Annotated in this window: 16 protein-coding genes; 5 read left to right on the top strand and 11 right to left on the bottom strand. The window is 72.4% G+C overall.

Translation table 11 applies throughout. The annotated features are described in order from the left end of the window. Positions 1-34 precede the first annotated feature (34 nt). Positions 35-1,555 (top strand): MDR family MFS transporter, encoded by a 1,521-nt coding sequence (locus CFK41_RS15890; protein ID WP_151904787.1) that lies wholly within the window; start codon positions 35-37, stop codon positions 1,553-1,555. Between the two features lie 10 nt (positions 1,556-1,565). Here CFK41_RS15890 and CFK41_RS17815 read toward each other — a convergent pair whose 3' ends face one another. The 4 genes from CFK41_RS17815 to CFK41_RS15905 form a co-directional block, all read right to left on the bottom strand. Beyond that, positions 1,566-2,804 carry a hypothetical protein gene (locus tag CFK41_RS17815; protein ID WP_151904788.1) on the bottom strand — a complete coding sequence of 413 codons (1,239 nt, stop codon included), beginning with the start codon at positions 2,802-2,804 and terminating at the stop codon, positions 1,566-1,568. Positions 2,805-2,845: 41 nt separating this feature from the next. Next, complete coding sequence (locus tag CFK41_RS15895; RefSeq protein WP_096800554.1) at positions 2,846-4,276, bottom strand: MFS transporter; 1,431 nt, start codon at positions 4,274-4,276, stop codon at positions 2,846-2,848. A 79-nt stretch (positions 4,277-4,355) separates the two neighbouring features. Continuing rightward, entirely contained in the window at positions 4,356-5,675 is a 1,320-nt protein-coding gene (locus CFK41_RS15900; protein ID WP_096800555.1) for a M48 family metallopeptidase, read from the bottom strand. Between the two features lie 100 nt (positions 5,676-5,775). Beyond that, complete coding sequence (locus CFK41_RS15905) at positions 5,776-7,218, bottom strand: aldehyde dehydrogenase family protein (protein ID WP_096800556.1); 1,443 nt, start codon at positions 7,216-7,218, stop codon at positions 5,776-5,778. Positions 7,219-7,315: 97 nt separating this feature from the next. Between CFK41_RS15905 and CFK41_RS15910 the strand changes: the two genes are divergently transcribed. After that, complete coding sequence (locus CFK41_RS15910; RefSeq protein ID WP_096800557.1) at positions 7,316-8,365, top strand: MauE/DoxX family redox-associated membrane protein; 1,050 nt, start codon at positions 7,316-7,318, stop codon at positions 8,363-8,365. A gap of 20 nt (positions 8,366-8,385) precedes the next feature. Here the strand turns inward: CFK41_RS15910 and manA are convergent, their stop codons facing one another. From manA to CFK41_RS15935, 5 genes are all read right to left on the bottom strand, one after another. After that, positions 8,386-9,576 carry a mannose-6-phosphate isomerase, class I gene (gene manA, locus CFK41_RS15915; protein ID WP_096801136.1) on the bottom strand — a complete coding sequence of 397 codons (1,191 nt, stop codon included), beginning with the start codon at positions 9,574-9,576 and terminating at the stop codon, positions 8,386-8,388. A gap of 2 nt (positions 9,577-9,578) precedes the next feature. After that, the gene (locus CFK41_RS15920; protein ID WP_096800558.1) at positions 9,579-10,616 is read right to left on the bottom strand and encodes a hypothetical protein; all 1,038 of its coding nucleotides are present in this window, start codon (positions 10,614-10,616) and stop codon (positions 9,579-9,581) included. 94 nt (positions 10,617-10,710) lie between these two features. Next, complete coding sequence (locus tag CFK41_RS15925) at positions 10,711-12,462, bottom strand: pyruvate dehydrogenase (RefSeq protein ID WP_096800559.1); 1,752 nt, start codon at positions 12,460-12,462, stop codon at positions 10,711-10,713. 125 nt (positions 12,463-12,587) lie between these two features. Further along, the gene (locus CFK41_RS15930) at positions 12,588-13,916 is read right to left on the bottom strand and encodes a hemolysin family protein (RefSeq protein WP_096800560.1); all 1,329 of its coding nucleotides are present in this window, start codon (positions 13,914-13,916) and stop codon (positions 12,588-12,590) included. 46 nt (positions 13,917-13,962) lie between these two features. Beyond that, the gene (locus CFK41_RS15935) at positions 13,963-14,898 is read right to left on the bottom strand and encodes a serine hydrolase domain-containing protein (protein ID WP_096800561.1); all 936 of its coding nucleotides are present in this window, start codon (positions 14,896-14,898) and stop codon (positions 13,963-13,965) included. A 191-nt stretch (positions 14,899-15,089) separates the two neighbouring features. On the opposite strand from CFK41_RS15935, the gene CFK41_RS15940 reads away from it, so the two are divergent. From CFK41_RS15940 to CFK41_RS15950, 3 genes are read left to right on the top strand one after another with little or no spacing between them, the layout of a single operon-like run. Beyond that, positions 15,090-16,208 (top strand): efflux RND transporter periplasmic adaptor subunit, encoded by a 1,119-nt coding sequence (locus CFK41_RS15940; protein ID WP_096800562.1) that lies wholly within the window; start codon positions 15,090-15,092, stop codon positions 16,206-16,208. Further along, a complete protein-coding gene (locus tag CFK41_RS15945) occupies positions 16,205-16,960 on the top strand; it encodes an ABC transporter ATP-binding protein (protein ID WP_321169375.1) in 756 nt (251 codons plus the stop codon). The genes CFK41_RS15940 and CFK41_RS15945 overlap by 4 nt, the downstream gene beginning before the upstream one ends. Next, positions 16,957-18,162, top strand: coding sequence for an ABC transporter permease (locus tag CFK41_RS15950; RefSeq protein ID WP_096800564.1), 1,206 nt, complete (start codon positions 16,957-16,959; stop codon positions 18,160-18,162). The genes CFK41_RS15945 and CFK41_RS15950 overlap by 4 nt, the downstream gene beginning before the upstream one ends. Positions 18,163-18,174: 12 nt before the next feature. On the opposite strand, the gene CFK41_RS15955 is transcribed toward CFK41_RS15950, so the two are convergent. Both CFK41_RS15955 and CFK41_RS15960 read right to left on the bottom strand, forming a co-directional pair. Continuing rightward, positions 18,175-20,106 (bottom strand): heparinase II/III family protein, encoded by a 1,932-nt coding sequence (locus CFK41_RS15955; RefSeq protein ID WP_096800565.1) that lies wholly within the window; start codon positions 20,104-20,106, stop codon positions 18,175-18,177. 15 nt (positions 20,107-20,121) lie between these two features. Beyond that, positions 20,122-21,783, bottom strand: a complete 1,662-nt coding sequence (locus CFK41_RS15960) for a type 2 periplasmic-binding domain-containing protein (protein WP_096800566.1) — start codon at positions 21,781-21,783, stop codon at positions 20,122-20,124. Positions 21,784-21,828: the final 45 nt, after the last annotated feature.

The raw sequence follows: 21,828 nt of genomic DNA on the forward strand, positions 1-21,828 counted from the left end.
GTGCGGTGTCCGGGCCGGTACCTACACTTCGTCGGTGCCCCACTCCCCAGCCACCGCTCCGGCCCCTCGCGCCGATGCTCTCGCGCCGCGCGACCGCAGCGTCATCATCCTGCTGCTGATCAGCGCGTTCGTCGTCATCCTCAACGAGACGATCCTGTCGGTCGCCCTGCCGCCGATCATGGACGACCTCGGCCTGGCCGAGACCACCGCGCAGTGGCTCACCACCGGCTTCATGCTCACCATGGCCGTGGTCATCCCGACCACCGGCTACCTGATGGGGCGCTTCTCCACCCGCCAGGTGTTCGCGATCGCGATGACCACCTTCACCCTCGGCACGCTGATCTGCGCCCTCTCCCCCTCGTTCCTGCCGCTGCTGATCGGCCGGATCGTGCAGGCCTCGGGCACCGCGGTGATGATGCCCCTGCTGATGACGACGGTGATGAACCTGGTCCCGCCCAGCCGGCGCGGTCAGGTGATGGGCAACATCTCGATCGTCATCTCGGTCGCCCCGGCGCTGGGACCCACGATCTCCGGGCTGATCCTCTCGGTCGCGCCGTGGCGCGCCCTGTTCGTGCTGGTGCTGCCGATCGCGATCGCGGCCCTGCTGTTCGGCCTGCGCCGGATCGAGAACGTCAACGAGGCCTCGGACCAGCCGGCGGATCCGCTGTCTGTGGTCCTCGCAGGCCTCGGCTTCGGCCCCCTGGTCTACGGCCTCACCGGTATCTCCGGCGGCGGCGGGCACGGCGGCGATGCGGCCGACGCCGCCTCCGGCGGAGCCCCGACGGCGGCCGTGATCTGCCTCGTGGTGGGCGTGCTCTCCCTGGGCCTGTTCGTGGGCCGGCAGCTCTCCCTGCAGAGGCAGGAGCGGCCTCTGCTGGACCTGCGCACCTTCTCCTCCCGCAGCTTCACCATCGCGGTGGTGCTGATGGTGGTCATGATGGGCGCGATGTTCGGAGTGGTGGTGCTGCTGCCGATCTTCCTGCAGAAGGTGCTCGAGCTGTCCACGCTGTCGGTGGGGCTGATGATGCTGCCCGGCGGCCTGGCGATGGGGCTGCTCGCCCCGCTCGTCGGCCGTCTGTTCGACCGGGTGGGCCCGCGCCCGCTGCTCGTACCCGGCCTCGCCGCCGTGGTGGTCGGCATCGGGATCATGTCCCGCGTGCCCGACCAGCCGTGGCTGATCGTGGTGGGCCACGTGATCATGTCGCTGGGCCTGGCCTTCGTGTTCACCCCGTTGATGACCACCGCCATGGGCTCACTGCCCCGCGCACGGTACGGGCACGGCTCGGCGATCGTCGGCACCGTGCAGCAGGTCGCCGGGGCCGCCGGGGCCGCGCTGCTGGTCTCGATCATGTCGCGCATCGCGGCGGGCACCGTCGAGTCCGGGGGCAGCACCCTCGAGGGCATCTCCGCCGGCACCTCGGTGGCGTTCACGCTCTCGGCCGCGCTGGGCCTGGTCACCGTGGTGATCGCGCTGTTCGTGCGTCGCAACCCCGAGGAGGCCGGGCACGAGCCCGCGCCGGGGCCGGAGGTCCAGGGAGCCGACGCCGCGGAGTGAGCGGGCTGCCTCAGCCGCACACGTCCCAGTCCGCCGGATCGTTCGGATCCGCGACGACACCTATGCCCGTGACCTCCCCGGTCTCCGCATCCACGCAGTAGCCCATGGCGAATCCTCGATCCAGCCCGAGCTCGACCCGGAGGTCGCCCGAGCCGAGGAGGTAGGCGAAGCCTTCCACCGCGAACGGGATCCCGCCCTCGGAGGCTCCGCCGGGCGCATCGGCCAGAGTGCCGCTGAATATCCACAGGAAGTCACCGACCGGCTCCAGCCTCAGCTCGAGCGGGCTGCCCGGCGTCCACCCGCCGACCCCGTCGCCCAGGCCCCGGGGGCACTGCCCGGGCACCTCGGCGGTGGACTCCAGGCACACCTGGAGGGCGGCGTCGACGAGGCTCTCCACCTCCTGCGTCCCGGCGTCGTTCATCTCATGGCCCATGAGGTCGAACGGCTTGCGCCAGGTGCCGAGCAGGGGCGGAACGGTGATGGTGCCCGTGGAGCTCTGCAGCCACGTCGACTCCACGGGCACGGAGAATTCGTAGGTGCCCGGCAGCAGCTGCAGCGTGGCACGCGGCGCGTCGGGGTTCCCGGTCACGGCGAGATCGTCGACGTCGAGCGGGATCCCGTTGACCTCGATCCGCTCGGTGCCCATCGGCAGCGAGAGCTGCACCTCCGGCAGCTCGACGGGCACGATCTCCCAGCGCACCGGGGAGAAGGCCCCGGCCGAGGTCGCCGTCAGCGACATCGTCACCTCCCGCTGGGCGGTGCCGCTGTCCAGGGAGGCGGTGACGGTCGCGGTGCCAGCATCCCGTACGACGTCCAGGATCTCGAAGCCCCGCACGCGGTCCGTCGCGGCGCCCAGCACCTCCGCGGTGAGAGCGGCGGAGCTCGAGTCCTCCGCTGTGCTGGCATGGGAGCGCACGGCGTCCAGATCGCCGTCGACCAGCGACTGCAGGAACCGCTGGGCGACCTCCTCCGGGCCGTCCGCCTCCTCACCCAGCCGCGGCAGTCCCACGAGCAGGGCGAGGACGAGCGCGGCGGCGGCGCCGAGCGCGATCAGAAGACGCCGACGGCGGACGGACGGGGACGAGGTGGCGGCGCCCCGCTGGCCAGGGCCGCTCGGAGCAGGGCCGCTCGGAGCAGGAGCGCTCGGGGCAGGCACCTGCGTCACCGGGCTCCCCGGCGAGGAGTCCTCGGGCTGGTCCCAGCCCATCGACAGCCCCCGACCCTCCGTGCGGTCACGTCCTCGTGCCATCTGGTCGCCCTCCCCTCGAGCAGGCCGAGCCTACCGCGACGTCACAGCGCGCCCTTGCCCGCCTTCTCCCGCGCGCGGTCGGCGAAGCTCACGCCCATCGCCACCAGGGTGAGCGCCATGATGATGGTCAGCGCGATGATGAACGCCTCGAGCCAGGCGGTCCCGCCCTCGGTGAGGGAGAAGATGATGCCGGGGATCATGGCGGTGCCGATCGCGGCGCCGGTGCGCTGGCCGAGCTGCAGGATGCCGCCGGCCACGCCGCCGAAGCGGGGGTCGACGGAGTTCAGGGTGAGGGTCTGGTTCGGGGAGATCGTCATGCCCTGGCTGAGCCCCATCAGGGTCAGCGGCAGGGCGAGCCACCAGAAGGGGATCATCCCGTTCTCCACGAAGCCGGTCATCAGCGCGGTGCCGAAGAGGCCCACGAAGGCGACGCCGAAGCCCACGATCACCATGCGGCGGCCGAAGGTGAGCACGTAGCGGCCGGAGATCTGCGAGCTCACCGCGGCGGCGATCGAGGAGGGCACGCCCATGAGGGAGGCCTGGAACGGGGTGTGCCCGAGGTGCATCTGCAGGTAGAGCGGGACGATGATCCACACGCTGGTCGCGCCGAGGAAGTACACCGAGACGATGAGGATGCCGTTGCGGAAGGCGCGGTTGACGAAGATGGCGGTGTCCACCATCGGGGTGCGGCCGCGGCCCTTGTAGCGCCGCTCCCAGGCCCACCACAGGCCCAGCACCAGCAGCCCGGCGGGGAAGGACAGCCACACCAGCACGCTCACGCCGCGCTCGAGGAAGGGCAGCATGATCCCGAGGATCGCCAGGCACAGCAGCAACGCGCCGACGGGGTCGAGGTCCGGTCGCCCCTTCCCGCGCACCTTGTCGTCGGGGATGTACTTCAGGGCGCCGAGGATCGCGCTCACGCCGATCGGGACGTTCATCAGGAACATCCATCGCCAGCCCCAGTCGGGGCCGAGGATCTGGATCAGCGCGCCGCCCACGACGGGGCCGATCGCGGTGGCGACCGCGACGGTGGTGGCCAGCAGCGCGAAGGCGCGGGCCCGGTCCTGGCCGCGGAAGTGCTGCTGGATCAGGGCGACGGTCTGCGGGTTCAGCAGGCCCGAGCCGAGGCCCTGGAGGATGCGTGCGAGGTTGAGCATCTCCGCGCTCGGGGCGAGTCCGGACAGCAGCGAGCCGAGGGTGAACACCCCCACGCCGATGATGAACATGCGCCGCCGACCGGTGGCGTCCCCGGCGCGTCCGGCGGGCACCAGCAGCATGCCGAAGGCCAGGGCGTATCCGGAGATCACCCACTGCAGGTCACCGGTGTCCGCCTCGAGGCCCTCGCCGATCGCGGTGAGGGCGACGTTGATGACGCTCACGGCGATCAGTGCCATGAACAGCGGGGCGAGGAGGACGGCGAGCAGGGGCTTGCGACGCACCGGGGGATTCAGCGCGCTGGGGTCGGGGATCACCCTGCCACTGTATGCACTCAGTGCAGATTTCTGGAGGTCGGGGTGACCCGTGGGACACCACCCTGGGCCAGGGGTGCGATCAGGAGGGCATCTGGGGGCCCTGACCGCCGGGCGGGGGCCCGAAGGGGTTCTGGGCGGCGGGGACCAGGGGGCCGCGGGCGTCGTCGCGATAGGGGCCGGGCGCGATGGTGTAGCCCGTGCGGCCCGAGAGCAGCGGAGCCGCGGTCTGCACGGCACGCGCCGACGGACGGCTGGAGTAGTCGATCCCCGAGAAGCGCCCGAACTGACCGCCGTACCCGGCGGGACGGTGGGCATCCGCCGCGGCGAGCATCGCAAGGGCGGCGCTCGGCGTGGGGTACCGCGAGGACCATACGTGCCCCGGCGGCAGGGGCGAGGTGTACAGCGCTCCGGAGGGGCGGATCCACAGGGACCCGGGCGTGGAGCGGTCGCGCAGGGCATGGGCGCGCCAGGTGGTCACCGGGTGGGAGGAGGTGGCGTTGGCCCAGTGCACGAAGAGGCTGGGATCGGTCGCAGCACGATCGGCGAGCTCGTTGACGTTGACATCGGCCCCGAGATACTTTCCGCCGGAGAGCAGGCCCATCACCCCGGGCGCGCCGGTGGGGGTGAAGGAGTAGCCGTAGTTGTCCGCGCTGTACTCCTGCGCGCGCGAGAAGCCCGGGCCGAGGATCGGGATCATCCTGATCACGGTGGTGAAGACCATGCGGAAGTAGGAGACGTGACCGGCCGCGAGATGGCCCACCTCGTGCCCGATCACGAAGCGCAGCGCCTCGGGGTCGCGGGTGGCGCCGCCCACCTCGAACAGATCCGAGTGGACGGTCACGAAGCGGCGGAACCCGTGACCGGCGGCGAACGCGTTGATCACGCCGTTGCCCATCACGACGTAGGCGTCCGGGACCTTCCGCAGGCCGAACTGCTGGGCGGCCTCGACGACCATCCGGTAGCCCTCGGGGAACTGGGTGGGGCTCATGCGCACGGCCGAGGTGCGCAGCCGGGCGTACATCATCGCGCGGCCCCACCAGATGAGGATCGGGGCCAGCGGCAGGATGACGGCGAGCTGGATGAAGAACGGCAGGATGCCCACGTACTGCCAGAGGCTCGCAACCGTCGCCTCGCCCTCGGTGAAGCGCAGCACGACGGTGCTGATGATGAGGATCCACCAGGCGGTGTACGCCAGGATGGTCAGCCCGACGCCGACCCACAGCAGCGGCATCTCCCACGGATGCCGGATCCCCTTGCGCCCCATGACGCCGTGCCCGGTGGCGCCGTTGAACAGGGTCGGACCACCGGGGCCGCCGTCATCGCCTGCCGGCGGGAAGGGCGGCACGCCCGGGGACTGGGCGTACGGGGAAAGGGGTGGGCCGGGAGGCGGCTGAGTCATGGCGGGGGCTCCTTCGGTCCGTCGGCCTGCTCGGGATCTCCCCGACGATATCCCCGATGCCCTGCTCCCGGAGCAGGACGCGGCGACATGTGGACAGAGGTCAGCGCATCAGGCGGCGCAGCACGCGGCGCCTGATGCCGGTGTACGGCGGGAGCACGAGCTTGAGGGTGTCGGGCCGCAGCGGCTTCCGCACCACCGGCTTGGCGTGGGTGAACGCCTCGATGCCCGCCTGACCGTGATACGCGCCCGTGCCGGACTCCCCCACCCCGCCGAAGGGCATGCCGGGCGCGCCCACGTGGGCGAGGGTGAACCCCAGGGCGAGCGATCCCGAGGAGGTCTCCGTCGCGAAGCGCTCCTCGACCTCGCGCCGGGGCGAGAACACGTAGGCGGTCAGCGGCTTCTCCCCCGCGCGGATCCGCGCGATCGCCTCGTCCGGACCGTCGACGGCCAGCAGCGGCAGCACGGGGCCGAAGATCTCCTCGCCCATCACCGGGTCGCCCCAGTCCACGCCGGTCATGATCGTGGGCGGCAGGTAGCGGCGGGCACGATCCGCCCCGACCGTCCCGCCGATGACCACCTTCTCGTCGTCGACGAGGCCCAGCACGCGGTCGAAGTGGCGCGTGCCGACCATGCGTCCGTAGTCGAGGCTCCGCTCGGGCCGCGCCCCGTACAGCGCCCGCACCGCCCGCGTCAGATGCGGGGTGAGCTGCTCGAGGGTGCGCGGCGTGGCCATCAGATGGTCCGGGGCGATGCAGGTCTGCCCGGCGTTGGTGAACTTGCCCCACACGATCCGCCTCGCGACGGCGGCGAGATCGGTGCCCTCGTCGACGAACACCGGGGACTTCCCGCCCAGCTCGAGCACGGTGGGCGTGAGGTGGTCGGCGGCGGCGCGCGCGACGATCCGGCCCACAGCGCCGTTGCCGGTGTAGAAGATCAGGTCGAAGCGCTGCTCGAGCAGGAGCGTCGTCTCCGGGACCGCGCCCTCGACCACCCGCACCCAGTCGGGGTCGAGGTGGGTGCGCAGCAGGTGGGCGAGCGCGGCGGAGGTCGCCGGCGCCACCTCGCTGGGCTTCACGATCGCGGTGTTGCCGCCCGCGATCGCGGCGACCAGCGGGGCCAGGGTGAGGTTCACGGGGTAGTTCCACGGCGAGATGATCAGCGTGGTGCCCAGCGGCTCGCGGCGCAGCTCCCCGGAGGCCGGGGCGAGCAGCGGCCCCAGGCTCAGCCGCTCGGGCCGCAGCCAGGAGCGCAGGTGCTTCCGGGTGTGCGCGATCTCCTGTGAGACCACGCCGATCTCGGTCAGCGCGCTCTCCGTGCGGGACTTCCCGAGGTCCTCGGCGAGGGCGCGGGCCAGGCGCGGCTCCTCCGCGCGCAGGCCCCGGCCGAGGGCCTCGAGCTGGGCGAGCCGGGCCTCGAGGGGCCGGGTGGTGCCGGCGTCGAAGGAGGCGCGCAGGGCGGAGACGTCGGCGAGGATGCGGTCGCGCGGATCGGGATCCGGGGTCGGGAGTCCGTGCGCTGTGAGCGGAGAGGTGCCGGGAGCCATGCAGACAGGGTAGGTCGCGACCGCAGGAGCCACCTGATTCCGCGACAATGGAAGGAAGCGGCCCGATGCGCGGGCCGACGGGAAGGGTTCGCCGCAGATGACCAGCCTGCTGATCGCCGCTCCGATACTGCTGTCGCTCACGCTTCTGACCTCGGGGCTCGCGAAGCTCGGGGACCGACGTGGCGTCGAGGACGCGATGACCTCGCTGCGTCTGCCGCTGCGCCCCTTCCACCGGTCGATCGCGACCGTGCTGCCCATCGCGGAGTTCGCGCTCGCGATGATCCTGTGGGTGCCCTCCGCACCGCTGCAGACGATGGTCGCGATCCTGATCGCGCTGCTCATGGTCACCTACCTGGGGATCATCGCGCGGGCCCTGACCTGGGACGAGGTCGTGGAGTGCTCCTGCTTCGGGACCCTCGCCTCCCCCTCGGTCACCCGGACCACGCTGGCGCGGAACATCCTGCTCTCGTTCCTCGCGGTGCTCGGCGTGACGGCCGCCGCCTCAGGGCTGATGGAGCGCACGCTCGTCCAGGAGCCCCTGTCCCTCCTGGGCTTCGGAGCCGCGCTGCTGGTCACGGCGGTGCTCGTGCTGCTGGTGCGGGGCGGGACCAGTCCGCAGGAGCAGGACTCCGAGGAGCTGCCGGCGGGAAGCGCGCCGACCGACGAGACCGAGGACGAGGAGGAGCTGCTGGACTACGAGCGCACGGCGATCCCTGCCGCGGTCCTCCAGCAGCCGGACACCCGACTGATCACCCTCCGGCAGCTCGCGAGCCATCGCGCCGCACTGCTGATCTTCGTCTCCGAGGGCTGCGGGCCCTGCGAGCGCGTGCTCGACAACGCCGGGGACTGGACCGCCGCGCTCTCGGACCATCTGCAGGTGCTGTTCGTGTTCTCCCGCCCGGTGGATCAGCTGCGGGAGCGGACGATGCAGCGGGTCGGCGACCACGTGCTGCATGATCTGCAGTTCTCCGCACGCTCCGCGCTCGGCGGCAGCACCGCCCCGTCGGCGGTGCTGCTGGGAGCCGACGGCCTGCTGGCCGGCGGTCCGGTCGACGGCGCCAGCGCGGTGATCGACTTCGTGCAGGAGCTGCGGGAGCAGCTGGAGCTCGCGCTCGAGGAGAACGCCGCCGGCTCCCCCGCGGAGTGACCGCGGGCGCCCGCCTCGGCTCAGGGCACGCTCGCCTGGGCGAACCGCCCGGCCCCGTGCGCGCGCAGCGGGCCGTCCGAGGCCGGGACGAAGGCCGCCTGGCCCGCGCGGAGCATGCGGTCCCCCGCAAGGGTGCGCAGCGTGACCTCGCCGTCCAGTCCGAGCAGGATCCTGGGTCCCGACCCGGGGACGAGGTTCGGAGCGCCGCCCGCCTCGACCTCCGTCACCGCGAGCTCGAAGTCGTCCACGGGGGCGTAGTAGGCGATCGAGGTCTGGTTCTGTCGTTCCGGGGCGACGCGCATCGGCGGCGCCGCGGTGACGCTGACGCACTGGATGACCTCGTCGGCGTCGACCTGCTTCGGCGTCAGGCCCGCCCGCAGCACGTTGTCGCTCGCCGCCATGATCTCGATCCCGACCCCGTGGAGGTAGGCGTGGAGCGCCCCCGCCGGGACGTACATCGCCTCGCCCGGCTGCAGCGTCACCGGGTTCAGCAGGAGGGCCGCCACGACCCCCGGGTCGCCCCGGTGGTGCTCGGCCAGCAGGGAGATGAACCGGTCGATGCGCGGTGACGGCGAGGCGCCCGCCTCCGACCGGGCCCGACAGGCGGCGACGACCTCGTCCACGGCCTCCGGTGACGGTCGCAGCGAGGCGGACACCAGGGTGCGGAAGGCCGCGCGCATCCCGTGGGCGGTGGGGTTCTCCACCAGCAGGCGGTGCAGGCGATCGGTGAGGTCGGTCCCCAGCCCGTCGAGGATCGCCGCGGCGCGGCGCGGGGTGCGGAAGCCGCACAGCGCGGTGAAGCGCGTCAGCGCGATGAGCATCTCCGGCTTGTGGTTGGCGTCGCGGTAGGTGCGCTGCGCCGACTCCAGGGGGATGCCGGCGGCCTGCTCGGCGGCGAAGGACTCGGCGGCGTGCTCCCGCGTGGGATGGACCTGGAGGGAGAGCGGCCGTTCGGCGGCGATCAGCTTCAGGAGATAGGGCAGCCGCCCCCCGAAGGCGCGCGCGACGTCCTCGCCGAGCATCGGGAGGGGGTCCGCCGCGATCAGCTCCTCGAGCGTCGGCCCGGCCGAGGTCGGCACCGGTGCCAGCGGATGCGCGCCGAACCAGATCTCGGCCCACGGGTCGCCGTCGGCCTCGCGCCCCAGGAACTCGGGGATCGCGGTCGCGGACCCCCAGGCATAGCGCTGACGACGACCGTGGAGGTCGAGGATGCTCACGCGCCTCCCTCGAGGATCTGGGCGATCAGCCGTGCGGGCTCATCCGCGGAGACCTTCGGTGCGGGCGTCGGCTCGCTCCCGACGCGGCGCATGCCGTACCGCGCCCACTGCTCGTCCAGCCACGACGGCGCGCGCGGGGCGTGGACCCAGGCCGGCAGCCCGCGCACCGCGGCCTCGAGGATGTCCGCGGAGAGCACGGAGACGACCGGACGGTTCTGCGCGGCGAGCGGGATCGTCGTGTCCTGGAACTCGATGCCCCTCGCGCGCAGCGCCCGGTGGGCGATCCGCGAGGACCGATCGGTCTCCTCGGCGCCCGGTCGGTACAGGGCACCTGCGGAGCGGCAGTAGGACAGCGCGGCCGAGAGCGTGGTCCGACGCGGGAGGTCGATCCGGTCCAGCTGGCCGAGGAACACCGGCCTGTCCTCGAGGTCGGCCTCCGCCCCGGCCGCGTCATGGCGGGCCTCCCACATCCGCTGGGAGCCGACCACGCGCACCTCGACGTCGTCGCGCCCCGCACGGTGGAAGGCGCCGTCCTCCTCGGTCCAGGCCAGCAGCGTGACCTCCGGGGGCAGCGGCGGGGCGAAGGGGGTGAGGACGTCGTGCTGGATGACCACGCCCGGGATCTCCGCGTCATGGGCCCAGTCGTGCAGCTCGCGCCCCACCTCGAGATGCCATCCGAGGGTCAGCACGGCGGTGATGCCCAGCCGGTCCAGCCCGGCCGACGGGGAGGAGAGGCGCTCATGCCGCCATCCGGGGCCCTTCAGCTCCTCGGGGACCACCCCGGCGGGGGTGACCACGTGGACGGTGCCGTGCACATAGGGGAGCACCGCCGGGAGCCCGCCGTGGGCGGCGCCGTCGGCCGTGTCGATGCCGAGCAGGGTGCGGGCCGACCCGTCGCCGTCACGGCTGTGGAGCACATAGCCGGGAGCGGGCTGCGGCGCACCGATCTGCACCCGGTGGATGCCGGGGATGCGGCGGCGACTGCCGCGCCACTCCTGCCAGCGCTCGAGGCTGCGCGGATGGATCAGAGCCATGGACGGCACCCTCCTTCGACGGCGGTCGGGTCACCCGACCAGCATTCCACACGGCATGCTCGGGACGAGGCCGCGACGTGACGTCCACTCCATGTCATCGCGGCATGTTCCGCAGGTTCGCGGCGGCCATGTCGACCATCCTGCCCACGCCGCCGCCGAGCACGATCTTCGTCGACGCCGTCGCGAAGCCGCGGATCTGCTGGGCGGAGATCTTCGGCGGCATCGACAGCGCATCCGGATCGGTGACCACGTCGATCAGCACCGGGCCCGGGGTCGCGAGCGCCTCGGCCAGCTGCTGCGGGAGGGTCTTCGGGTCCGTGATGCGCACGCCGCCGATCCCGACGGCCCGGGCGATCGCCGCGTAGTCGACGTCCTCGTGGTCGGTGCCGTGGTCGGGCAGGCCCTCGACGAGCATCTCGAGCTTGACCATGCCGAGGCTGGAGTTGTTGAAGACCACGATCTTGGTGGCGAGGTCGTGGAGCTTCACGGTGAGCAGCTCCCCCATCAGCATGCCCAGGCCGCCGTCGCCGCTCATCGAGATGACCTGCCGCTCGGGGAAGGTCTTCGAGGCGCCGATCGCCTGCGGGAGGGCGTTGGCCATGCTGCCGTGGTGCCACGAGCCGAACAGGCGGCGCTTCCCGTTCGGGGTGATGTAGCGGGCTCCCCAGACGTTGCACATGCCGGTGTCCACGGTGAACACGGCGTCCTCGTCGGCGAGGTCGTCCAGCGTCGCGGCGACGAACTCGGGGTGGATCGGCGTCATCCGCTCCACCTTCTTCGTGTATGCGGCGACCACTCCGGTCAGCGCCTTGTGGTGGGCCTTCAGCTGGCGGTGCAGGAAGCGGGGGCTCTTGGCGGCGCCGAGAAGCGGCAGCACCGCCTGGAGGGTGAGGGCCACGTCCCCGTGGACGGCGAGGTCCAGCGGCACGCGCCGACCCAGGCGCGAGGCGTCGGCGTCGATCTGCACCACGTGCGGCCTCTTCCCGCCGTCGGCGCCGGGCAGGAACTCGCTGTAAGGGAAGTCGGTGCCCAGGAGGATCACCAGATCCGCCTCGTGCATCGCGTCGTAGCAGGCGCCGTAGCCGAGCAGCCCGCTCATCCCCACGTCGAAGGGGTTGTCGTACTGCATGAACTCCTTGCCGCCGAAGGCGTGGCCGATCGGGGCCTTGATCCGCTCGGCGAGGGCGAGCACCTCCTCGCGGGCGTCCCGCACCCCGGCCCCGGCGAAGAGGGTGACGGCGCCCGCCTCGTCGATCAGCTCGGCGAGGCGGCCGACGGGCCCGGGCGCGGGCTGGACACGGCCGAGGTCCGTGGCGAGGTCGCGGGTCAGGGGCCCGTCGACCTCCTCGTCGGCCACATCGCCCGGCAGCACCAGCACGGAGACCCCGCGCTCCGCGATCGCGGTCTGGACGGCGATATGGAGCATCCTCGCCCCGTGGGAGCCGGAGTTGACCATCTCGCAGAAGTGGCTGCACTCGCGGAACAGGATCTCGGGATGGGTCTCCTGGAAGAAGCCCGTGCCGATCGTCGAGGAGGGGATGTGCGAGGCGATCGCGAGCACGGGAGCGCCGTCCCGGTGGGCGTCGTAGAGTCCCTGGATCAGGTGGGTGTTCCCCGGCCCGCAGGATCCGGCGCACACCGCGAGCTTCCCGGTCAGGCGCGCCTCGGCGCCGGCGGCGAAGGCGCCGGCCTCCTCGTTGCGCACGTGCACCCACTCGATGCCCTCGGTGGTGCGCACCGCGTCCACGACCGGGTTCAGGGAGTCCCCGACCACTCCGTAGATGCGCTCGACGCCGAGGTCACGGAGCTGGGTGACGAGGAGCTGGGCGAAGCTGGTGCGGGCCATGGGGTGCCTCCAGAGATGGTGGTCCGGGTGGGCACCTGCCCCAGGCACGGCGCCCGTTCCGTTCACCCTAGCCCCGGCACCTCACGGCCGGGTGCCCCACGCCGGGGAGCGACCGAGCCGATCGGTCAGCTCGCAGGGTCCGCGCCGGGCTCCTCGGTCTCGCCGAGCACGGCGGTGAAGCGCACCGTCTTCACCCGGCGCTCGTCGACCTCGACCACCTCGAGCCGCCCACCCTCGACCTCGAGCACGTCCCCGACCTCGGGGATGCGGCCCAGCTGCGCCATGAGGAACCCGCCCACGGTCTCGTACCCGCCGGTGTCCGGCAGGGCGATGTCGGTGGCGGCCTCGAACTCCTGGAGGATCAGCCCGCCCTCGAAGGTGCCGTCGGCCGCGAGGATGCTGTCGAGGCCGCCGGGCGAGGGCCAGGACTCGCGGTCGAACTCGTCGTAGATCTCGCCCACCAGCTCCTCGAGCAGGTCCTCGAGGGTCACGATCCCGTCGGTGCCACCGTACTCGTCGACCACCACCGCGATCTGGTCGGCGTGGGCGCGCATCCGGTTCAGCGCCGAGAGCACCCGCACGGTGCCGGGGATGTGCTCGATGGGGCGCACCAGCTCGGCCATGGTGGAGGCGGCGGGGTCCTCGACCAGCAGCATGTCGCGCACGTGCACGAACCCGAGCACATCGTCGACGTCCTCGCCGGTGACGGGATAGCGCGAGAAGCCGGTGTCCCGGATCTCCTCGCGGCTCTCGGCCACGCTCTGGCTCCCGTGGACGAAGTGCACCTGGTGACGGGGCTGCATGACCTCCACGACGGTGCGCTCGGAGGCGTCGAACACGTCCGCGAGAACCCGCGACTCCGCCTGGTCCAGGGCGTCGGAGTCCCGGACCATCGCCTTGATCTCCTCGGCGGAGACCGCCTCACGGTTCGCGTCCGGGTCCCCTCCCAGCAGCCGCACGACGAGGTTGGTCGACGCGGACAGCAGCCAGATCACCGGACGCATGAGCTGGCCGAACAGATGCAGCGGCGGACCCACGATCTTCGTCATCCCCAGCGCGTTCTGCATCGCGAGCCGCTTGGGCGCGAGCTCGCCCAGCACGAGCGAGAGGTAGGCGATGACCAGGGTCATCCCGATCAGCGCGACCGTTCCCGCAGTCCGCTCGGGCACTCCCAGGTCGGTCAGCACCGGCACGAAGGCCGGCGCGATCGTCGAGGCGCCGTAGGCCGAGGAGAAGAACCCCGCGACGGTCACGCCGATCTGCACGGCGGAGAGGAACTGATTGGGGTCGCGGACCATCCGGGCGGTCCGCTGCCCCCGTTCTCCGCTCTCCTCGAGCTGGTCGACCTGCGACTCGCGGAGGTTCACGATCGCCATCTCGGTGCCGGCGAACACGCCGCCGATCAGCACGAAGAGCAGCACGAGGGCGATGTTCACGAGCACGGAGGGATCCATGGCCCCAACCTACCGGTGCCGCCGCCGGGTCCCGGGCCCGCCCGGCTCACAGCAGGGGCAGCAGCTCCTGCCACACCGCGCGCAGGATCTCGGCGCCGCCGCGGCCCTCGAGATGCGAGGTGATCGTGAGGACGGCCTGCTGCTCGGGCAGCACCAGCAGGAACTGGCCGTAGGCGCCGTCGGCCCGCCAGGCGCCGTCGGGCGTGCAGTCCCAGACGGCGTACCCGTAGCGGACGCTCTCGGGCTCCGCATCCCCGGTGGCGACCCAGCTGCCGTCGGCGTGCAGGGCGTCGACCCAGGCGGCGGGCACCAGCTGCGTCCCCTCGTGCTCCCCGCGCTGCAGGAGCAGCCGGCCGATGCGGGCGAGCTGGCCGCTCTTGAGGTGCAGCCCGCTCGCGCCCCAGCTGTGCCCGTCGCGGGTGGTGTGCCACTGGGGGTTCACGATGCCCAGCGGCTCGAACAGCCGCGGCATCAGCCAGTCCCGCATCGTCATCCCGGTGCGCTCTCCGATCACCCGCGAGAGCAGGAGGATCGAGCCGTTGGAGTACTCCCAGCGCTCGCCCGGGGCGGCGAGGAGATCCGTGCCGAGGAACAGCCCGGTGAGGTCGGGATGGTCGCGGTGCTCGTCGACGAAGCCGAGCACCGGGGAGCCGGAGGACATCGTCAGCAGGTGGCGGATCCGCACCTGGTCGATCCCCTCGCCGTACCCGCCTTCCGGGGCCGGGAGATGGTCGACCACGAGGTCCTCGACGTCCAGCAGGCCCTCCGCGGCGGCGATGCCCACGGCGAGCGCGGTCACCGCCTTGGAGACCGAGTAGATGTTCTCCACCGTGTCATCGGCGAAGCGGTGGGTGATGTCCTCGTGCCCGGCCCGGTGCAGGTGCAGGGCGCGCACCCCGAGGTCCTTCTCGAGGATGCGCTGCCGCAGCGGCAGCAGCAGGAGGTGGTCGGGGACGGACGGGGCGGCGGTGGCGCGGGTCATGACGGGACCGTACCGCGCCCGGGCCCGGAGCGCACCGGGGAGGATTCCGGACGATCCACCAAAGTCGGAGGTCATGACGCACCGTCCTACGCATAATGGTCCAGTTGCGTTTGCCGCGTGCCCCCGGGTCGTGCCGGGCGGAGCACCCCCTTCCCCGTCGGCGTCGTCGCCGACCCGATCGAGAGGCGCCCGTGGACATCCTGCGACGCTACGTCTTCCCCGTGATCTGGATGCTGATCCTCGGCGTGATCGCCCTGGCCCTGGCGAAGATGGCCTTCTTCCCCTCCGGCGGCGACGAGCAGTCCCAGGAGACCGTCACCCCCGGCGCGAGCTTCGACGACTACGCCCTGACCGCCGTGGACACGACGGATCTCTCCTCGTCCCTCGTGCTCCCGGCCATGGTCACGCCCGATCCCGGCACGGAGCTCAAGGCCTCCAGCACCGGCGAGATCACCAAGATCTGGCGGACGGACGGCGACCACGTCGAGCAGGGGGAACGGATCCTGCAGGTGCGGTACCCCGTCGAGCCCGAGCCGGTCGAGGTGCCCGCGGCCCCGGCCGACGGCGAGGCCGGCCTCGAGCAGGGCGGCGAGGGCGCGGCGCCCGAGCCCGCACCGCAGCCGGCCGCGCCGGTGGACGAGTACCGCTACGTCAACCTCATCGCGACCGGGAGCGGCACGATCAGCGGCATGGAGGTCGAGGAGTGGGACGGCCTGACCGAGGGCGACGCCGTCGCGACCATCTCCCCGGGGACCTACTCGATCGTCGCGGACCTCACCCCGGAGCAGCAGCTCTCGCTGCTGGACGTGGAGCTGGCCGCGACGGCCCTGCTGCCCACCAGCCCCGATCCCGCGACCTGCTCCGCCCCCGCCATCACGGAGGATGCCGAGATCGAGGAGCCCGCCGCCCCGGCGGGCCCGGAGATCGACCCCTTCACCGGCGAGGAGATCTCCTCCGGAGGCGGCGGCGTCTCCGCGGCCCAGCTGGTGTGCCCGGTCCCCGAGGACGTCCGTGTGGTCCCGGGCCTCTCGGTCGACGTGACCGTGGACCTCGGCTCCCGGACCGGTGTGCTCGCCGTGCCCACCACCGCCGTGGAGGGCGAGGGCCCGAACGGCGTGGTCTATGTGCTCGACGAGGCGACCGGTGAGCCGACCCCCGTCGAGGTGGTGCTCGGACTGCGTGGTGACGGATCGGTCGAGGTGACCGAGGGGCTCGAGAAGGGCCAGGAGATTCTGGAGTTCGCCCCCGGGGTCGACTCCGGGGACGGCTCCGGGGGGATGTCGGGTCCGACCGAGGTCGTGGTGTGGTGACCGCTCCCCTGCTCGAGCTGCGTGCTCTGCGACGCAGCGTGCGTCTGCCCAGCCGGGAGGAGCTGCACATCCTGCGCGGCATCGACCTCTCGGTGCACAGCGGCGACCACGTCGCCGTCGTCGGCCGCTCCGGGTCCGGCAAGACCACGCTGCTGAACCTGCTGGGGCTGATCGACCGTCAGAGCAGCGGCGAGCTGCTGTTCGACGGGGTGGACGTCTCCCGGCTCGGCGAGCGCCGCCGTGCCCGGCTGCGCGGCGCCTCCATCGGCTTCGTCTTCCAGCAGTTCAACCTGCTCGACGGCCGCACCGCTCTCGAGAACGTCATGATGCCGCTGATGTACGGCAGCGCCGGCCAGTTCTGGCGGCGCGAGCGCCTGGCCCTCGAGATGCTCGACCGGGTGGGCCTGGCCGATCGCGCCCAGCAGCTGCCCTCCCGCCTCTCCGGCGGCGAGCAGCAGCGGGTCGCGGTGGCCCGCGCCCTGGTGCGCCGGCCGCGGCTGATCCTCGCCGACGAGCCCACCGGCGCCCTCGACGTCACCACCGGCGAGGCGGTCATGGCGCTGCTGGACGAGATCGCCCGCGACTCCGACGCCGCCCTGGTCACCATCACCCATGACCTGCAGGTCGCGGCGCTGTCGCGGCGCTCTTTCCTGCTGGACGAGGGCACGCTGCACGACGTCGCCACCGACGGCGCCCGTCACGCGCTGACCTCCACCGCCGGGCTCCGCGCCGGACGGGAGGCGGTCGCATGACCGGCCTGCTCGCCTCGATCGTCGAGGCCTGCGGAGAGCTGCGGGTGAACAAGGGCCGGATCCTGCTGTCCCTCATCGGGGTCGCGTTCTCGGTGTTCGCCCTCACCGCCGTGATGGGCGGCGGCGGCATGCTCACCAGCGCCCTCACCCAGTCCTCGGAGACCTGGGCGGGACGCGACGCCACCCTGACCATCTACCCCATCGACGCCCCCGCCGAGATCACCGCCGAGGAGCAGGACGTCGCGGTCCTGGACCAGGTGGAGCGCCTCGGCATCGAGCACCGCACCCGTCGGGTCTACGACTCGCTGCGGATGCAGACCCCGCAGGGCGTGCAGTCGGTGCAGCTGACCGGGGTCGATCCCGCCTACGCCGACATCTTCCGCATCACCGTCGCCGAGGGTCGCTGGCTCGCGGACTCCGATGCCCGCCGGCTCGCCCCGGCGCTGGTGGTCAACGCCTCCCTGTACGAGCAGCTGGGACGGCCCGAGCTGGGCACCGAGCCGGTGACCGTGTACGGCGCCTCCGGCGCGAGCGAGTCCGAGCAGGCGATCGTGGTCGGGGTGCTGCCCGCAGCCCCGGAGGACGACTTCATGATGCAGGCCTACATCTCCACGGACGGGATCGCGTCGCTGCCCGGCCGCACCGGGGCGGCCACCGCCTCGGAGTACATGGTGTGGGTCCCGCCGGACCGGGCCGACGAGATCCGCGAGCGGCTCGGGGCGGCGCTGAGGAACACCCCGGCGGGCTCCTTCGACGTGAACCAGAGCTCGATGTCCGCCGAGGACCTCGGCTTCGAGATGATCGCCTACGCCGTGATGGGGGTGGCCGGGGTGATCCTGGTGCTGGGCGCGCTGGGCCTGGTGAACATCTCCCTGGTCACCGTGCGGTACCGGGTGCGGGAGATCGGGATCCGCCGCTCCTACGGCGCGACCGGCGGGCGGATCTTCGTGGGCGTGCTCATGGAGTCCGTGGTCGCCACGGTGCTCGCCGGTGTGGTCGGCGTGACGGCGGCGGTGGCACTGGTCAAGGCGCCGTTCGTCAGCTCCTTCTTCCGCGACCAGGGCCTCGTGGAGCTGCCGCCCTTCCCCGTGGAGGCGGTGCTGGTGGGACTCGGCGCCGCGACCCTCGTGGGCGTCCTGGCCGGGGCCCTGCCCGCCCTGATCGCCACCCGGATCCGGGTGATCGACGCGATCCGCAGCTGAGGGGCCGGGCGGTCAGGTCGCCCGCCCCGCGGAGGGCACGGTGAAGCGCGCCTCGAACCGTGCGCTCTCCGCGTGGACGCGGACGAGGAGGACGCCGAGCGCCCGGCCCGACGGGTTCGCCTCGCCCGAGGCCGCGTAGGCCGTCCCGCCCGGGGGCAGCACGAGGGTCACCTGCGGGGCGCCGGGCACGTCCCAGGTCGCCGACACCGTGCCGTCGGCCGACGCCGCGAGCCGCCGGACGTCGCGGAGCCGGTCCTGGCCGGGCAGGTCGCCGTCGAGCTCCGCAGGCTCGGCGCCCTCCCCGGGGAGCACCTCCCCGTCTCCGTGGAAGATCCACAGGAGGGGGACCTCCCGCTCGGCCCGCGCCTCCGTGACGTCGCTCCAGCCGTCGGCGCTGAGCTGGAGGGTGCGCTCGAGGCGTCGGCCGTCCCAGGCCACCTCGGCGCTCACCCGCTCCTCGCTCCCGTGGAGCAGGCGGGCGTCGACGGGCGGCTGCCGCTCATCGTCCAGGGTCGTGATGCTGTGCGCCGCCGGCGAGCGCATCCACTGCGTGAGCCCGGCCGTGTAGCCCCCGGAGCCGAGGTCGAGGCTCCGCCAGGCGCCGGGGATCTCGACGTCCACGGCGAGCTTGTCCCGGTGGTCGTGCATCCCGACGTCGCGACCGAAGCGCATCGTGACGCGGGCACGATCGGAGACCAGGGCGGCGATCCCCGAGTCGGGCCAGAGGAAGGACTCCTCCGCGGGGACGTCGGCGGCGTGCTCGAGGGCCCCGGGGCCGAAGACCAGAGCGGCGACGCTGTTCAGCCCCGCCATGGGCCGCGAGGCGCCGTGCTCCCAGCGCGAGCCGATCCAGAGGTCGACCGGATGCTCGCCGACGGGATCCGGCGCATAGCCGCGCCCCGAGACCTCGCCGTCGGGGAGCACGGCGGAGGCGACCGCGACGTGGGTGATGAAGTCGCCGAGGTGTCCGTGCGGCCAGCAGTCGCCGTATGCGGGCAGCAGCCCGTCGGAGTAGGCGAGGGTCACCGGGGCCTCGATCGCCCGGGCCAGGACACGGGCATCCTCCGTGCCGAGCCCCGCGAGGCCCACCGCCTCCCGATACGAGAGCAGGGCCGCGAGGGCGTAGTAGTGATAGAAGGCGCTGGTCTCGTACCACAGGCCCTCCTCCCGGAACCCCTCTCGGATCTGCGTCTCGATGCCGAAGGCGCCGCGGCGCACGCGCTCCAGGAGCGCGTCGTCCCGGGTGCTGATCCCGCACTCGGCGAGCGCGGCGAGCACCCAGCACTGGATGTTGTGCACCTCGCCGATCTGCGGCTCGAGCAGCGCGGCGACCTGTTCGGCGAGGTGCCGGGCGAGCTCCCTGACCCGGTCCGGGAGGGCGTCCCCGCTCCAGCGCACGGCGCGGAGCAGCGCGATCACCCAGATCGACTCGTCGAGGTTCTGGGGCATCACCCTGCCCGTGCCGACCTTGTCCCCGTGGGGCGGATAGCGGTGATAGTCCGCCGCGTACTGCTCGAGGATCCCGGTGAGCACCTCCCGGGCGGCGCCGGCCTCCTCCGCATCGCCGAGGCGGAGGAGGAGGGCCGCCCGCTGCGCCTGGGAGGCCGCCGCGTTGTGCATCTGGGTGCGCCACGCGCCGTCCCAGGGCTCGCCCTCGAGGACCGTCCCGCAGGACGGGCACTCGTGGTGGTGCGGACGCTCCGGATCGAAGCGCAGCCGGGTGCCGTCGGCGCAGAAGGCATGGTGGGTCCACTCGCTGTCCCTCCCGGGCGGCGGGATGCGGAGCCGGGTCCGCCACCGGGAGAAGTCCTCCCGCACCCGCTCGAGGATCGCGCCGGCCCAGGACTCCTCGGCGGCCCGACGGCGAGCCGCGTCCCAGTCGGGCTCGATCGGGGCCGGGCCGTCGGCCTCCGGGAGGGCGCGGCGTCGCTGCGAGGTGGTCACGTCCTTCCGGTCCCCTCAGACGTCGGCGCGCTCGGCGAGCGCCTTCTGGTACTCGTCGCGGATGGCGTCGCCGCCGCCCTTCTTCCAGGTCTCCACGCCGTTCGTCCAGGCGCTCACGGGCTTGCGGCCCTGCAGGATGTCCGTCTCGAGATCGCCGAGGGTGGTGCCGATCTGCCGGCCCTTGCGGCTCTGGGTCTCGCTGAACAGGCCCTCGACCGGGTTGAGCGTGGCGGTGGGTCCGAGCTCCTTCGAGGCGTCGTACTGCGCCTGGGAGACGGCGGAGTCCTTCGCGTTGAAGTGCACCCACGGCCCCTGGGCCATGTACTTCGTGCTGAGCTGGAGCTCGGCGCGCCCCTTCTCGGTGACCACCGGGTTGGTCCCGTCGAGCTCGTGGTGGACGCCCTCCTCGCCGTATGCGAGGAAGAGCTGCTCAGCCGTGCCGAAGGGGGCGGCGAGGTGGTTCAGGACCTTCAGCAGCGTCTCGGCACGGGCCTCGGACTTCTTGGAGATCGCGGTGATGTTGTGGGTCGAGGGGCCCATGTGGATCGGTGCCACGCCGCCGCCCTCCGCCGTCGGGGGCTGACGGACCTCGAGGCGGAACCCCTCGGGCAGGGCGAAGTTCCCGAAGTCCGGCCAGGCGGACATCGTGTCGTAGATCAGCGGCGTCGTGCCGTTCGCGACCCAGGTCTTCCGCTTCGGCTGGTCCACGGAGAAGGCGTCGGGATGCACGAGCCCCTCCTCGATGATCCGACGGACGGCCTCCAGCGCCTCCTCCTGGCTCTCGTGCTCGTTCGCGCTCGTGAGTCCGTCCGCATCGCCGGCCCAGCCGTTGGGGATCTCGAACATCTGGCGGATGAACCCGGTGGGCGCCTGCGGGAGGGCCCAGCGGTTCCCTCCGGTCAGCTCCTTGCAGGAGTCGATGAAGCTCTCGAGGGAGCTGACGTCGAGCTCGAGCCCCTCGTCCTCCATGAGGTCCTGCCGGACGTACAGCACCGACGACTGCACGACGCCGCGCGGCACCGGGACGCTGTAGATGCGCCCGCCGTAGATGCAGGCGTCCCAGGCCTTGGGCGGGACGTTCGCCAGGAAGGGATAGTCGGCGACGGCGTCACCGGAGAGCAGGTCGGTGAGGTCCGTGGCCCTCTCGGCGAGCATCGACGGCAGGCTCGGCACGTCCCCCGGGAAGAAGGAGAAGATGTCCGGCAGCCGGTCCCCGGCGATGGTGGTGTTGAAGCGGTCGGCGAAGTCCCCCGTCGGCACCACCGAGATGCTCGTGGGCGAGCCGAGCCGCTCGTCGAGCCCCTGCCAGAAGGAGTTCGACGACTTTCCCGGGGCGGCCGGCGTGTTGGTGGGGACGAAGAAGCCGATCTCCTTGCCGTCCCCCGGCGCACCGTCGGTCACCGCCTTGGGGCTCTCGGGGTAGTTCAGCATCGCGCCGCTGATCCCGGCCTCGTCATCCGCGGGGAGGTCGAGGGTGACGCCCTCGAAGGGGATGTAGCCGGGCCGCGTGACGTCCGCGTTGTCGCCGAGCTCGGCGCCGCCGCGGCCCTCGTTGCTGCAGGCCGCGAGGGCGGCCGGGCCGAGCGCTGCGACCGCGCCGAGGCCGAGGCCCCCGCGGACGACTCCGCGTCGCGTGATGCTGGTGGTGTGGGTGGTGGTGGTGTGGGTGGTGGTCATGGTGACTGCTCCTTCTCTCGTCATCGAGCGGGTGGTGCGGCGACG

This window comes from Brachybacterium ginsengisoli, assembly GCF_002407065.1.
Lineage (GTDB): Bacteria > Actinomycetota > Actinomycetes > Actinomycetales > Dermabacteraceae > Brachybacterium > Brachybacterium ginsengisoli.

What these genes read in the sequence shown, in the direction of transcription:
- CFK41_RS15930 (WP_096800560.1), bottom strand. Translation starts at nt 13,916, where the DNA reads ATGGATCCCTCCGTGCTCGTGAACATCGCCCTCGTGCTGCTCTTCGTG.
- CFK41_RS15950 (WP_096800564.1), top strand. Translation starts at nt 16,957, where the DNA reads ATGACCGGCCTGCTCGCCTCGATCGTCGAGGCCTGCGGAGAGCTGCGG.
- CFK41_RS15960 (WP_096800566.1), bottom strand. Translation starts at nt 21,783, where the DNA reads ATGACCACCACCCACACCACCACCACCCACACCACCAGCATCACGCGA.
- CFK41_RS15905 (WP_096800556.1), bottom strand. Translation starts at nt 7,218, where the DNA reads ATGGCTCCCGGCACCTCTCCGCTCACAGCGCACGGACTCCCGACCCCG.
- CFK41_RS15935 (WP_096800561.1), bottom strand. Translation starts at nt 14,898, where the DNA reads ATGACCCGCGCCACCGCCGCCCCGTCCGTCCCCGACCACCTCCTGCTG.
- CFK41_RS15900 (WP_096800555.1), bottom strand. Translation starts at nt 5,675, where the DNA reads ATGACTCAGCCGCCTCCCGGCCCACCCCTTTCCCCGTACGCCCAGTCC.
- CFK41_RS15925 (WP_096800559.1), bottom strand. Translation starts at nt 12,462, where the DNA reads ATGGCCCGCACCAGCTTCGCCCAGCTCCTCGTCACCCAGCTCCGTGAC.
- CFK41_RS15920 (WP_096800558.1), bottom strand. Translation starts at nt 10,616, where the DNA reads ATGGCTCTGATCCATCCGCGCAGCCTCGAGCGCTGGCAGGAGTGGCGC.
- CFK41_RS17815 (WP_151904788.1), bottom strand. Translation starts at nt 2,804, where the DNA reads ATGGCACGAGGACGTGACCGCACGGAGGGTCGGGGGCTGTCGATGGGC.
- CFK41_RS15910 (WP_096800557.1), top strand. Translation starts at nt 7,316, where the DNA reads ATGACCAGCCTGCTGATCGCCGCTCCGATACTGCTGTCGCTCACGCTT.